Source organism: Pseudomonas extremorientalis, from assembly GCF_001870465.1.
Lineage (GTDB): Bacteria > Pseudomonadota > Gammaproteobacteria > Pseudomonadales > Pseudomonadaceae > Aquipseudomonas > Aquipseudomonas extremorientalis.
On record NZ_MDGK01000063.1, the window covers coordinates 157,029 to 170,111 of the forward strand.

General features: G+C 62.7%; 10 protein-coding genes. All 10 read right to left on the reverse strand.

Annotation, left to right across the window (positions count from 1 at the left end):
* Positions 1-44 precede the first annotated feature (44 nt).
* Entirely contained in the window at positions 45-845 is an 801-nt protein-coding gene (gene hutG / locus BFN10_RS27705) for an N-formylglutamate deformylase (RefSeq protein ID WP_071492403.1), read from the reverse strand.
* Between the two features lie 12 nt (positions 846-857).
* A complete protein-coding gene (gene hutI, locus BFN10_RS27710) occupies positions 858-2,063 on the reverse strand; it encodes an imidazolonepropionase (RefSeq protein ID WP_071492404.1) in 1,206 nt (401 codons plus the stop codon).
* Positions 2,064-2,078: 15 nt separating this feature from the next.
* Entirely contained in the window at positions 2,079-3,488 is a 1,410-nt protein-coding gene (locus BFN10_RS27715; protein WP_071492405.1) for an amino acid permease, read from the reverse strand.
* 196 nt (positions 3,489-3,684) lie between these two features.
* Complete coding sequence (hutH, locus tag BFN10_RS27720; protein ID WP_130898145.1) at positions 3,685-5,223, reverse strand: histidine ammonia-lyase; 1,539 nt, start codon at positions 5,221-5,223, stop codon at positions 3,685-3,687.
* Between the two features lie 20 nt (positions 5,224-5,243).
* On the reverse strand, positions 5,244-6,755 hold the full coding sequence (gene hutH, locus BFN10_RS27725; protein ID WP_071492536.1) for a histidine ammonia-lyase: 1,512 nt from the start codon (positions 6,753-6,755) through the stop codon (positions 5,244-5,246).
* A gap of 136 nt (positions 6,756-6,891) precedes the next feature.
* Positions 6,892-7,716 (reverse strand): quaternary amine ABC transporter ATP-binding protein, encoded by an 825-nt coding sequence (locus BFN10_RS27730; RefSeq protein ID WP_071492406.1) that lies wholly within the window; start codon positions 7,714-7,716, stop codon positions 6,892-6,894.
* Positions 7,713-8,564 carry an ABC transporter permease gene (locus tag BFN10_RS27735; protein ID WP_012721776.1) on the reverse strand — a complete coding sequence of 284 codons (852 nt, stop codon included), beginning with the start codon at positions 8,562-8,564 and terminating at the stop codon, positions 7,713-7,715. The genes BFN10_RS27730 and BFN10_RS27735 overlap by 4 nt, the downstream gene beginning before the upstream one ends.
* Positions 8,565-8,636: 72 nt before the next feature.
* Positions 8,637-9,602, reverse strand: coding sequence for an ABC transporter substrate-binding protein (locus tag BFN10_RS27740; protein WP_071492407.1), 966 nt, complete (start codon positions 9,600-9,602; stop codon positions 8,637-8,639).
* Between the two features lie 69 nt (positions 9,603-9,671).
* Complete coding sequence (locus BFN10_RS27745; RefSeq protein WP_071492408.1) at positions 9,672-11,117, reverse strand: purine-cytosine permease family protein; 1,446 nt, start codon at positions 11,115-11,117, stop codon at positions 9,672-9,674.
* 42 nt (positions 11,118-11,159) lie between these two features.
* The gene (gene hutU / locus BFN10_RS27750; RefSeq protein WP_242626978.1) at positions 11,160-12,845 is read right to left on the reverse strand and encodes a urocanate hydratase; all 1,686 of its coding nucleotides are present in this window, start codon (positions 12,843-12,845) and stop codon (positions 11,160-11,162) included.
* Positions 12,846-13,083: the final 238 nt, after the last annotated feature.

A 13,083-nucleotide genomic window follows, 5' to 3' on the forward strand; every position in this document is an offset into this window, starting at 1 on the left:
GGAGGGGGGCTTGCCCCCGATAGCTATTCCAGCAGCACCCCAATTCACCGATAGCGCGCTTGCCCCCAGGCCAATACCCCCTCCAGCAATTGCTTCAACACCACCCGCGTCGGTTCGGCCAAGTCAGGGCGATACCGAAACGGTTCAACCTCTTCCATATAAGTGCTCTGGCACAACTCCAACTGCACCGCGTGGACATCCTGAGCCGGATCGCCGTAATGCCGGGTGATGTGGCCGCCCTTGAAGCGCCCGTTCAGTACATGGGAGTACTGCGGGTGCGCGGCGCAAATGGCTTCCAATTGGCTGGCCAATTCGGGATCACACGCGGCGCCATTGAAAGTGCCAAGGTTGAAGTCCGGCAGCTTGCCGTCGAACAGGTGCGGGATCACCGAGCGGATCGAGTGCGCATCGAACAGCAAGGCATAGCCGAACTCGGCCTTGAGGCGCGCCAGTTCTTCTTGCAGGGCACGGTGGTACGGCCCCCAGATTTTCTGGAGGTAGCTGACGCGTTCCTCCGGGGACGGCTCCAGCCCTTCGCGGAACAACGGCACGCCGTCGAACAGCGTTGCCGGGTACAGCCCGGTGGTCGCGCCGGCGTACAGCGGCTTGTCGTCGGATGGCCGGTTCAGGTCGATGACAAACCGCGAGTATTCGGCGGCCAGGGTGCTGGCGCCCAGCTCTTCGGCGAAGTCATACAGCGCAGGAATGTGCCAATCGGTATCCGGCAGGCTTCGCGCCTCGGGGATCAACCCGGCTTCGACCGCAGGCGTCAGGCGCAGACCGGCATGGGGCATGCTGATCAGCAGCGGCACGCGGCCTTGTTTGAAGTTCAGAACCTTATCCACAAGCAGTACTCCTCACACAGTGACGTCGACGCCATGGCGCACGACGCGTTTATCCAGCTCGCCACCCAGCCAGTAGGCGAGGTCGGCGGGGCGATCGATTTGCCAGGCGACAAAATCCGCGACCTTGCCCACTTCCAGGGAGCCGTGGGTGTCGCCCATGCCTAATGCGGTAGCCGCATGTTGCGTGGCACCGGCCAGGGCTTCTTCCGGGGTCATGCGGAACAGGGTGCAGGCCATGTTCAGCATCAGGCGCACCGACAGCGCCGGCGAGGTGCCGGGGTTGAGGTCGCTGGCGATGGCGATCTTCACGCCGTGTTTGCGCAGGGCGTCCATCGGCGGCAACTGGGTTTCGCGCAGGAAGTAGAACGCGCCCGGCAGCAACACCGCGACGGTGCCGGAGGCGGCCATGGCGATGGCGTCTGCTTCGGTCATGAACTCCAAGTGATCCGCCGACAGCGCCTGGTAACGCGCGGCCAGGCTGGAGCCGTGCAGTGACGAAAGCTGCTCGGCGTGCAGCTTCACCGGCAAGCCCAGTTGCTGGGCGACCTTGAAGACCCGCTCCACCTGCTCGGTGGAAAACGCCAGGTATTCACAGAACGCATCCACCGCGTCCACCAGCCCTTCCGCGGCCAGGGCCGGCAGCATCTCGGCGCAGATGTGCTCGATGTAATCGTCGGCGCGGTCTTTGTACTCCGGCGGCAACGCGTGGGCCGCCAGGCATGTGGCGCGCACGCTGACCGGCAGCGCTTCACCGAGGCGACGGGCCACACGCAGCATCTTGCGTTCGTTGGCCAGGTCCAGGCCGTAGCCGGACTTGATCTCCACGCTGGTGACACCGTCCCGTAGCAGACTGCGCAGGCGTTTTTCAGCACTGGCAAACAGCTCATCTTCGGTTGCGGCGCGAGTGGCGCGCACCGTGCTGGCAATACCGCCGCCCTTGGCCGCGATCTCGGCGTAGCTCACGCCTTCGAGACGCTGCTCGAATTCGCCGCTGCGGTTACCGCCGAACACCGTGTGGGTGTGGCAGTCGATCAGCCCGGGGGTGACCCACGCGCCATGCAGGTCATGCACCTGGGCGTAATCCGCCGTCGGTGCCTGGCTGCGGGGGCCGATCCACTCGATGAGTGAACCCGCGGTGACCATGGCGGCATCCTCGATGATCGAGTATTTGCCCTGGGCCATGGTTGCGATATGGCAGTGTTGCCAAAGCGTTTTCATCAACGCCTCCCTGGATTAACGATGAGACAAAGCCGGGTCGTAATGGACCTTGGCCGCTTGACCGGCAGCGGGTTTGACCCACAGCAGGTAGGCAAGCACCAACAGCACGATCCATACGGCGCCGACCAGCAAGGCAGCCTGGGTGTCCGGGAAGTAACCCAGCACACCAAACACGAACAGCATGAACACGATGGCGGCCGCCGGCGCATAGGGCCAGAACGGCACCGGGAATTTCAGCTCCTCGACTTGCTGCTTGTTCATCGAGCGGCGCATGGCGACCTGGGTGAACAGGATCATCAGCCACACCCAAACGGTGGCGAAGGTGGCAATCGAGGCGATCAGCAGGAATACGTTTTCCGGGATCAGGTAGTTGAGCACCACGCCACCGAGCAAGGCTGCGCCCATCACTACTACGGTCATCCATGGCACACCGTGTTTTGACAACTGCGCAAAGCCTTTGGGCGCCTGCCCTTGCTGGGCCAGGCCGTACATCATGCGGCCGGCGCCGAAGATGTCGCTGTTGATGGCCGAGACGGCGGCCGAGATCACCACGATATTGAGGAGGGTCGCCGCCGAGCCGATGCCCAGGTTGCTGAAGATCTGCACGAACGGGCTGCCCTGGCTGCCGATCTGCGGCCACGGATAGATGGCCATCAGCACGAACAGGGTCAGCACGTAGAACAACAGGATGCGCAGTGGCACTGCGTTGATCGCCTTGGGGATCACACGTTGCGGATCCTTGGCTTCGCCAGCGGTGATGCCGATGATTTCGATGCCGCCGAAGGCAAACATCACCACCGCGAACGAGGCGATCAGGCCACCAATGCCATTGGGCATGAAGCCGCCGTGGGCCCACAGGTTGCTGAGGCCACTGGCCTGGGCCTCACCGGCGGAATGGATGCCGAACAGCAGGATGCCGAAACCGCCGAGGATCATCGCGACGATGGCGCCGACCTTGAGCAGCGACAGCCAGAACTCCATTTCGCCAAACACCTTGACGTTGCACAGGTTCAGGCCGCCGATCAGGAACACGATGCCGAGCACCCAGACCCAACGCGCAACCTCGGGAAACCAGAAGCCCATGTAGATGCCAAACGCGGTGACGTCGGCCAGGCACACAATGATCATTTCAAACGCGTAGGTCCAACCGAGGACAAACCCGGCCATGGGGCCCAGGTAGGTGCTGGCGTACTGGCCGAAGGAACCGGCGACCGGGTTGTGCACGGCCATTTCGCCGAGGGCGCGCATCACCATGAACACGGCGGCGCCGCCGATCAGGTAGGCCAGCAGCACAGCGGGGCCGGCCATCTGGATAGCCGAGGCGGAGCCATAGAACAACCCGGTGCCGATCGCGGAACCGAGTGCCATGAAGCGAATATGTCGGGCGCTGAGCCCGCGTTTCAAACCTTTTTCTTGCTGGTGCATTTCTCGTCCTTAATTATTTTTATCCTGAGAAAAATCCGAACGGCTGCGTGATGAATGCCTTCTCTTGTGGTGAGCGGGCTCGCCCCGCGTTGGGCTGCGCAGCAGCCCTTCTGCGGTCGTCGGGTTTGGGGGCGCTTCGCGCCCCAACGCGGGGCAAGCCCGCTCACCACAGGAAGCATGTCGTCCTATGGATCGGTTACAGACTCGGCAGCAGCTTGGCCGGCACCAGCTCATTCAGGCAGCGAGTGGCGAGCAGTTTGCTGGCGACATTGATGTCCGGGGCGAAGAAGCGGTCCTTGTCATAGAAGCCCACTTTGGCGCGCAGGATGCCACGCGCCTTTTCCAGCTTCGGTGAAGTTTTCAGGCCTTCGCGCAGGTCCAGGCCCTGGCACGCGGCCAGCCACTCAACCGCGAGAATGCCACGGGTGTTCTCAGCCATTTCCCACAGGCGTTTGCCCGCAGCCGGGGCCATCGACACGTGGTCTTCCTGGTTGGCGGAGGTCGGCAGGCTATCGACGCTATGGGGATGAGACAACGCCTTGTTCTCGCTGGCGAGCGCGGCAGCGGTCACCTGGGCGATCATGAAACCGGAGTTCACACCGCCATTGCCCACCAGGAACGGCGGCAGTTGCGACATGTGCTTGTCCATCATCAACGAGATACGGCGCTCACTCAGGGAGCCGATTTCGGCGATGGCCAGCGCCATGTTGTCGGCCGCCATGGCCACCGGTTCGGCGTGGAAGTTGCCACCGGAAATCACGTCGCCTTCAGCGGCAAACACCAGCGGGTTGTCCGACACGGCATTGGCCTCGACCACCAGCACTTCAGCGGCCTGGCGGAACTGGGTCAGGCAGGCGCCCATGACTTGTGGCTGGCAGCGCAGCGAGTACGGGTCTTGCACCTTGTCGCAGTTCTGGTGCGACTGGGACACCTGGCTGCTTTCGCCGAGCAGGTCGCGGTAGGCCGCCGCCGCGTCGATCTGGCCGCGCTGGCCGCGAGCCGCGTGGATACGGGCGTCGAACGGCGAACGCGAACCCAGCACCGCTTCCACGGTGAGGCCGCCGCAGGCCAGGGCGCCGGCGAACAGGTCTTCACCTTCGAACAGGCCACGCAGTGCATAAGCCGTCGACACCTGCGTGCCGTTGAGCAGCGCCAGGCCTTCTTTGGCGGCAAGGGTCAGCGGCGTGAGGCCGGCGACTTTCAGCGCGTCGGTCGCTTCCAGCCACTCGCCTTTGTAGCGTGCCTTGCCTTCGCCCAGCAGCACCAGGGACATGTGCGCCAACGGCGCCAGGTCGCCGGAGGCACCCACCGAACCTTTCAGCGGAATATGCGGGTATACCTCGGCGTTGATCAGCGCGATCAGCGCGTCGATCACCTGGCGGCGGATGCCGGAGAAACCACGGCTCAGACTGTTGACCTTGAGCACCATGACCAGCCGCACCAGCGCATCGCTGATCGGCTCACCGACGCCGGCGGCGTGGGACAGCACCAGGGAACGCTGGAGGTTTTCCAGGTCTTCGCTGGCGATGCGGGTCGAGGCCAGCAGGCCGAAACCGGTGTTGATGCCGTAGGCGGTGCGGTTCTCGGCGAGAATCTGCTCCACGCAGGCCACACTGGCGTCGATCTGCGCCGTAGCGCTGTCATCCAGACTGAGGGTTACCGGCTGCTGGTAGATGGCTCGCAGTTGGGCAAGGCTCAGTTGGCCTGGAATCAGGTTTAGCGCAGTCACATTCATACTCCTTCTGAATTGTTCTTTTAAAAGTGCACATTCGGTAAATCGGTGTTTTTCAGCAGCTGAGCGGCGGCGGCAATGTCCGGCGCCAGCCAGCGGTCCTGTTCATAGGCCGGGACGACTTCACGCAACAACCGCCAGGCACGGTCGGTGCCGGCGCCGAAACGTTGTTCCTTGAGAAACTCGAACGCCTGGGCCGCCAACAAGTACTCGATGGCGAGAATCTGGGTCACGTTGGCCAGCACCTGGTGCAGCTTGAGCGCGGCATTGGTGCCCATGCTCAGGTGGTCTTCCTGCAGGCCCGAGGTGACGAAGTTGTCGAGCACCGCCGGTTGCGCCAGTTGGCGGTTTTGCCCGCACAGGGAGGCGGCGACGTACTGCAGGATCATCATCCCGGAGTTGACCCCGGGGTTGCTGACCAGGAACGCCGGCAAGCCGCTGACGTGCGGATTGATCAGGCGGTCCAGGCGACGTTCGGCCACCGAACCGATTTCGGCCATGGCGATCGCCAGCATGTCCGCCGCCAGCGCCACGGACTGGCCGTGCGGGTTGGCCTGGGACACCACGCGGTAGTGTTCCGGCGTGCCGAGCACCAGCGGGTTATCGGTGGCGCTGTTGAGTTCGGTCTCGATCTGACGGGTGGCGTGCTCCACCTGGTCGCGGGCCGCGCCGTGGATCTGCGGGATCGAACGAATGCTCAGGGCGTCCTGGGTACGGATACCTTTGCTGCTGGCGATCACTTCACTGCCATCGAGCAAGGCGCGCAGATGGGTCCCCACGTGCTGCATGCCCGGGTGCGGCTTGAGCGCGATGATTTCTTCATCGAAGGCATCGATCTGCCCACGCTGGGCTTCGAAACTCATGGCGCCGATCACGTCAGCCCATTGCAGCAAGTGATGGGCGTCAGCCAGGGCCAGGCAGCTCAGGCCGGTCATGCACGGCGTGCCGTTGACCAGGCACAGGCCGTCCTTGGCGCCGAGCACCACCGGCTGCAGACCTTCCGCGCTCAATGCCTCTTGAGCCGGAACGACCCGACCTTGGTAACTCACGTTACCCACGCCCAGCAAAGCCACACCAACATGGGCCATATGGGTCAGGTAACCCACCGAGCCCTGGGATGGCACTTGCGGCGTGATGCCGTGGTTGAGCAGCGCCAGCAGCGAATGCACCACCTGCGGATGCAGGCCGGATTTGCCGTGGCTGTAGTTGATGATGGCGGCGCAGATGATCGCGCGGGTCTGCTCGTCGCTCAGCACCGGGCCGACGCCACAGGCGTGGCTGAGCAAGGTGTTGCGCGACAGTTGGCTGAGTTGCTCGCCCTTGAGCGACACATTGCACAGCGCGCCCAGGCCGGTGTTCACCCCATAGGCGCGCTCACCGCTGGTGACGATGCGCTGCACAATGGCCTGGGCATTGTCGATGCGCGCCCAGGCCTGGCCCGAGAGTTCTAGCACGGCGCCGTGGCGGGCGACGGCGACCACGTCCTGCCAGCGCAGCGGGGTGTCGGCGATGGTGATTTTTGTTGCCTGGGGCATGTTCATACTCTCTTCAATTCTTGTGCAGCCTTACCGGCCTTATCGGGGGCAAGCCCCCTCCCACATTTGGAATGCATTCCCCTGTGGGAGGGGGCTTGCCCCCGATGAGGCCATCAGCCTCACCAACACATCCAGATCAGACCACCGCCGCCCGCCGCTGGACAAACCGATCCACATACTCATCCGCCGGCGAATGCAGGATCTCCCGAGGCGTGCCGACCTGGATCAGCTTGCCGTCCTTGAGGATCGCAATGCGGTTGCCGATACGCACGGCCTCGTCGAGGTCGTGGGTGATGAACACGATGGTCTTGTGCAGGGTCTTTTGCAGTTCCAGCAACTGGTCCTGCATCTCGGCGCGGATCAGCGGGTCGAGTGCGCTGAAGGCTTCGTCCATCAGGATGATGTCGGTGTCTGCCGCCAAGGCGCGGGCCAGGCCGACACGCTGGCGCATGCCGCCGGAGAGCTGGTGCGGGTATTTGTTTTCGTAGCCCTTGAGGCCCACGGTTTCGATCCACTGCAAGGCGCGCTCGGCGCAGACCTGCTTGGTTTCGCCACGCACCTTCAGGCCATAGGCGACGTTGTCGAGCACGCTCTTGTGGGGCAGCAGGCCGAAGCTCTGGAACACCATGCTGATCTTGTGCCGACGGAATTGGCGCAGGGCTTCCATGTCCAGTTGCAGGATGTCTTCGCCGTCCACCAGGATCGCGCCGCTGGTGGGGTCGATCAGGCGGTTGAAGTGACGCACCAGTGTGGACTTGCCGGAACCCGACAGCCCCATGATCACAAAGATCTCACCGGTGCCGATGCTCAGGGACAGGTCGTTCACACCGACCACGCAGCCGGTCTCGGCCAGCACCTGGTCCTTGGTCTTGCCCTGGCCGATCAACGACAGCGCATCCTTGGAACGCGCGCCGAAGATCTTGAAGACGTTTTTGACTTCGATTTTGCTGACAATAGTCATTTGCTCGCCTCATGCCGTGGACGACCATAGGCCTGGGTAATGCGGTCGATGACCACTGCGAGAATCACGATCGCCAGGCCGGCCTCAAGGCCACGCCCGACGTTGAGGGTCTGGATGCCGACGAGCACGTCTTCACCCAAGCCACGGGCGCCGATCATCGAGGCGATCACCACCATCGACAGCGCCATCATGGTGGTCTGGTTGATACCGGCCATGATGCTCGGCAATGCCAGCGGCAGTTGCACACCGAACAGTTGCTGCCAGCGGTTGGCACCGAAGGCGTTGATGGCTTCCATAACTTCACCGTCGACCTGGCGAATGCCCAGGTCGGTGAGGCGAATCAGCGGTGGCGCGGCGTAAATCACCGTGGCGAAAATCGCCGGGACCTTGCCCAGGCCGAACAGCATCAGCACCGGGATCAGGTACACGAAGCTCGGCATGGTCTGCATGATGTCGAGCAGCGGCATCAATACCGAACGCAGGCGATTACTGCGCGCCGACAGGATGCCCAGCGGAATGCCGATCAGCACCGAGATCACCGTAGCGACCATCATCAGGGCCAGGGTCTGCATCAGCTTGTCCCACAGGCCAACCGCGCCCACCAGGAACAGCAGGCCGACGATCACCGCCGTGGTCACCACCTTGCGGGTCGCGTGCCAGGCGACGGCGCCGACGATGGCCAGCATCAGCCACCAGGGCGCTGCGCGCAGCAAGCCTTCCAGGTTGACGATGGCCCACAGCAGGGTGTCGGAGATGTGCCGGAACACATCGCCGTAGTTGGTGACCAGTGAGTCCACCCAACCGTTGACCCAGTCGGCGATGGAAAACGTAAAACTCTCAGGAAACATATCGTGCTCTCGATCCAGTGGGTTGTGGCCAGGCGCCCGGCCGGCCCTTCAGGGTAGCCGGGCACGCTTGACCTACAAGGCCGCGTCGATTTTCTTGGCTGCGTCGTCGCTCACCCAGGCGTGCCAGACTTCAGGATGTTCCTTGAGGAAAATTTTCGCCAGTTTTGGCGACTCAATTCGCTCCTTGGCCATGCGGCCCAGGTTCTGGTTCAGCAGGTCGATGGGCAGGTTGACCTTTTCCAGCACGGCCACCAATTCAGGGGCTTGCTCGTGGAAGGTCTTGGACAAGCCGACCTTGATGCTCACGCTTTTATCCACGCCGGGTTTTTCTTCCAGCTTGACCAGGTCGACCTGGCCCATCAGCGGCGTGGGCGACCAGTAGTAGAACAGGATCGGCTCGCCACGCTTATAGCTCGACAGCACCGCCGCATCCAGCGCCGGGCCGGTGCCTGGGCGGAAGTTGGTGTAGGTGCTTTCCAGCCCATAGCTTTTCAGCATCTCGCTGTTGTCCAGCTCGCAGGTCCAGCCGGCCGGGCAGTTGTAGAAACGACCCTTGGAGGGCTCTTCCTGGTCCTTGAACACCGAGGCGTACTTGGCGAGGTCGGCGATGTTTTTCAGGTCCGGGGCCTTGGGTTCCAGCTTGCGCTTGGCGTCGCCTTCGATCACATAGCGCGGCACGTACCAGCCTTCGATAGCGCCCACTACAGGGGCACCGACGCCGACGACTTTGCCGGCCTTCTCGGCCTTGTTCCAGACCTCGCTGCGGCCGACCCACTCTTCGGCAAACACCTGGATGTCATTGCTGCTCAGGGCGTTTTCCATGGTGATGGAGTTGCCCGGCAGGCTGTCGGTTTTGCAGTCGTAGCCTTTTTCCAGCACGGTTTGCAGGATGTCGGTGAGCAACATGCCGCTCTCCCAGTTCAGCCCGGCGAATTTCACCGGTTTGCCGGATTCGCACCAACCGGCTGCCTGGGCGCCAGCGCTGGCCAGCAAGCCCGCAGAGAGCAAGGTAGCCATCAGGGTCTTATGCATTTTCATTGTTGTGACGCTCCCAATCTTGAAATGGATTACGGCAGTCAGTAGGCATCCTGCCCTGTCCACGTCCCATCAGGCCTGTGCAGCCAGCCCGTTTGTTGTGGGTATAGCGCCCTGCTCTGTTGGCAGGATCAGTTGATCGGGCACGGTGCCGTGCCATTTTTTCGCACACACGTAATACAGCGCTGCGGGCAGTACCAGGCCGATGATCCAGGAGATATCCACATCACCCAGCGCGGCCACCAAGGGACCTGTGTAGAACTTGGTGGAGATGAACGGCAACTGCACCAGCACGCCGAACACGTAGACGCTGATTCCCAGCAGGTTCCAGCGGCCATAGCGACCGTTCGGGTCGGCCAGCGCCGGTACGTCATAGCGCTCGCGGGTGATGCAGTAGTAGTCCACCAGGTTGATCGCGCTCCAGGGCGTGAAGAACGCCAGCAGGAACAGGATGAAGGACTTGAACGCCCCCAGGAACGAGTGCTGGCCGAGCAATGCGATCAGGGTCGCCGTGCCGACAATCGCCAGCACGAACACCAGGCGCTGCAGACGCGTGACCTCCAGGCGACCACGAAAGCCGCTGATGATGGTCGCGATGCACATGAAGCTGCCGTAGGAGTTCAGCGTCGAGATGGTGACCTTGCCGAACGCGATACTGAAGTACAGCAACGCAGCGGTAGCACCCGTGCCACTCAAGCCCACGATGTACGCCACTTCATGCCCGGCGAACTGACCGTTGGACATGGCCGCGGCAAACACGCCCAGCACCATGGCCACCTGCGCGCCCACCACCGAACCGGCGCCGGCGGCGAAAAAGGTTTTCACCGATGACGTCTTGCTTGGCAGGTAACGCGAGTAGTCCGCCACGTACGGGCCGAAGGCAATCTGCCAGGAGGCCGCGAGCGATACCGCCAGCAGGAAACTGCTCCAGCTGAAGTGGCGGATTTGCAGGAGTGCGCCCACATCGGTCTGGCTCACCAGCCGGCTGAACAGGTAGACAAAGGCGACCACGCCAATGACGCTGGCGACGCGGCCAATGAAATGGATCACCCGGTAGCCGAGCACCGTGACCAACACGATCACGCTGGCGAAAATCAGGATGCCCACGCTGTCGCTGACCCCGAACAACTGGCCCAGCGCCTGCCCCGAAAGCACGGTGCCAGTGGCGGTGAAACCCAGGTACATCAGGCACACCAGTACGATCGGAATCGCCGCGCCATACACACCGAACTGCACCCGGCTGGAGATCATCTGTGGCAGGCCCAGCTTGGGCCCTTGCGCCGCATGCAACGCCATGACCCCACCGCCGATCAGTTGGCCGATCAACAGACCGATCAACGACCAGAACACATCACCGCCCAGCACCACGGCCAGGGCCCCGGTTACAATCGCGGTGATCTGCAGGTTGGCGCCCATCCACAGGGTGAACTGGCTGAACAGACGACCGTGTCTTTCCGCTTCCGGGATGTAGTCGATCGAACGCCTTTCGATCAACGGGGTGGTGTCATTTGCAGCCATGTCGGTTCAACCTCTGATGGATTGTTTCAGGGTGGTGCTGGCTTACTTGATCATCGGCAGGTTCAAGCCCTGCTCCTTGGCGCAATCGATCGCGATCTGGTAACCGGCGTCTGCGTGGCGCATCACTCCGGTGGCTGGGTCGTTGTGCAGCACACGGGCGATCCGCTCAGCCGCTTCATCGGTACCGTCGCAGACGATGACCATGCCGGAGTGCTGGGAGAAGCCCATGCCCACACCACCACCGTGGTGCAGCGACACCCAGGTCGCGCCGCTCGCGGTGTTGAGCAGAGCGTTGAGCAGCGGCCAGTCGGATACGGCGTCGGAGCCGTCCTGCATGGCTTCGGTTTCGCGGTTCGGGCTTGCGACCGAGCCGGAATCGAGGTGGTCACGGCCGATCACCACCGGTGCCGACAACTCGCCGCTGCGCACCATTTCGTTGAACGCCAGGCCGAGCTTGGCGCGCTGGCCCAGGCCAACCCAGCAGATACGTGCCGGCAGGCCCTGGAAGCTGATGCGTTCGCGGGCCATGTCCAGCCAGTTGTGCAGGTGCGCGTCGTCCGGGATCAGCTCTTTGACTTTGGCGTCGGTCTTGTAGATGTCCTGCGGGTCACCGGACAGCGCCGCCCAGCGGAACGGGCCGATGCCACGGCAGAACAGCGGGCGGATATAGGCCGGGACGAAACCCGGGAAATCGAAGGCGTTTTCCACGCCCTCTTCCTGGGCCATCTGGCGGATGTTGTTGCCGTAGTCGAAAGTCGGGATGCCTTGCTTCTGGAATTCCAGCATGGCTTTGACGTGCACGGCCATCGACTGCTTGGCGGCCTTGATCACGGCGGCGGGCTCGGTCTTGGCGCGGGCGCGGTATTCGTCCCAGGTCCAGCCAGCGGGCAGGTAACCGTTGAGAGGGTCGTGGGCGCTGGTCTGGTCGGTGACCATGTCCGGGCGCACGCCACGCTTGACCAGTTCCGGCAGGATTTCGGCGGCGTTGCCCAGCAGGGCGATGGAGATAGCCTTGCCTTCCTTGGTGTATTTGGCGATGCGTGCCAGGGCGTCGTCGAGGTCGGTGGCCTGTTCGTCGACATAACGGCTGTTCAGGCGGAAATCGATGCTGACCTGCTGGCACTCGATGTTCAGCGAGCAGGCGCCAGCCAAAGTGGCCGCCAGCGGCTGGGCGCCGCCCATGCCGCCGAGGCCGGCAGTCAGTACCCAACGGCCTTTGAGGTCACTGTTGTAATGCTGGCGACCGGCTTCGACGAAGGTTTCGTAGGTGCCCTGGACGATGCCCTGGCTGCCGATGTAGATCCAGCTGCCGGCGGTCATCTGGCCGTACATGGCCAGGCCCTTGGCATCCAGTTCGTTGAAGTGCTCCCAACTGGCCCAGTGCGGCACCAGATTGGAGTTGGCGATCAGTACACGCGGTGCGTTGCTGTGGGTCTTGAACACGCCGACCGGCTTGCCGGATTGCACCAACAGGGTTTCGTCGTCATTCAGGTGGGTGAGGCTCTCGACGATCTGGTCGTAGCACTCCCAGTTGCGTGCTGCGCGGCCAATACCGCCGTACACCACCAGTTCTTTCGGGTTCTCGGCCACTTGTGGGTCGAGGTTGTTCATCAGCATGCGCAGCGGCGCTTCAGTCAGCCAGCTTTTGGCGGTGAGCTTGTTACCGTGGGCGGCACGGATTTCGACGTCACGGTATTTTGTAGGCCTGGCTTTAGAAAAATCGGTCACGACTGGACTCCTCGGCATGATGCGCGAACATGGATGGTGCGAAGGAGAGTCTTACGCACACATCTTTACTTGTACATACAAGCATATGCAATCAAGCGGCCAACTTTTTCGGCGAGGCGTTTGGTTTTTTTTGGAATGCGCGTGTGAGCCTTGAAAATCAAGGTGTCGAGGCGTGATGAAATTTCTTACGGGAGGCGTTAGTGGTTCGGCGGGGTTATCGCGAAAGCATGGTTTTGCG

What these genes read in the sequence shown, in the direction of transcription:
- hutI (WP_071492404.1), bottom strand. Translation starts at nt 2,063, where the DNA reads ATGAAAACGCTTTGGCAACACTGCCATATCGCAACCATGGCCCAGGGC.
- BFN10_RS27715 (WP_071492405.1), bottom strand. Translation starts at nt 3,488, where the DNA reads ATGCACCAGCAAGAAAAAGGTTTGAAACGCGGGCTCAGCGCCCGACAT.
- hutH (WP_130898145.1), bottom strand. Translation starts at nt 5,223, where the DNA reads ATGAATGTGACTGCGCTAAACCTGATTCCAGGCCAACTGAGCCTTGCC.
- hutH (WP_071492536.1), bottom strand. Translation starts at nt 6,755, where the DNA reads ATGCCCCAGGCAACAAAAATCACCATCGCCGACACCCCGCTGCGCTGG.
- BFN10_RS27730 (WP_071492406.1), bottom strand. Translation starts at nt 7,716, where the DNA reads ATGACTATTGTCAGCAAAATCGAAGTCAAAAACGTCTTCAAGATCTTC.
- BFN10_RS27735 (WP_012721776.1), bottom strand. Translation starts at nt 8,564, where the DNA reads ATGTTTCCTGAGAGTTTTACGTTTTCCATCGCCGACTGGGTCAACGGT.
- BFN10_RS27740 (WP_071492407.1), bottom strand. Translation starts at nt 9,602, where the DNA reads ATGAAAATGCATAAGACCCTGATGGCTACCTTGCTCTCTGCGGGCTTG.
- BFN10_RS27745 (WP_071492408.1), bottom strand. Translation starts at nt 11,117, where the DNA reads ATGGCTGCAAATGACACCACCCCGTTGATCGAAAGGCGTTCGATCGAC.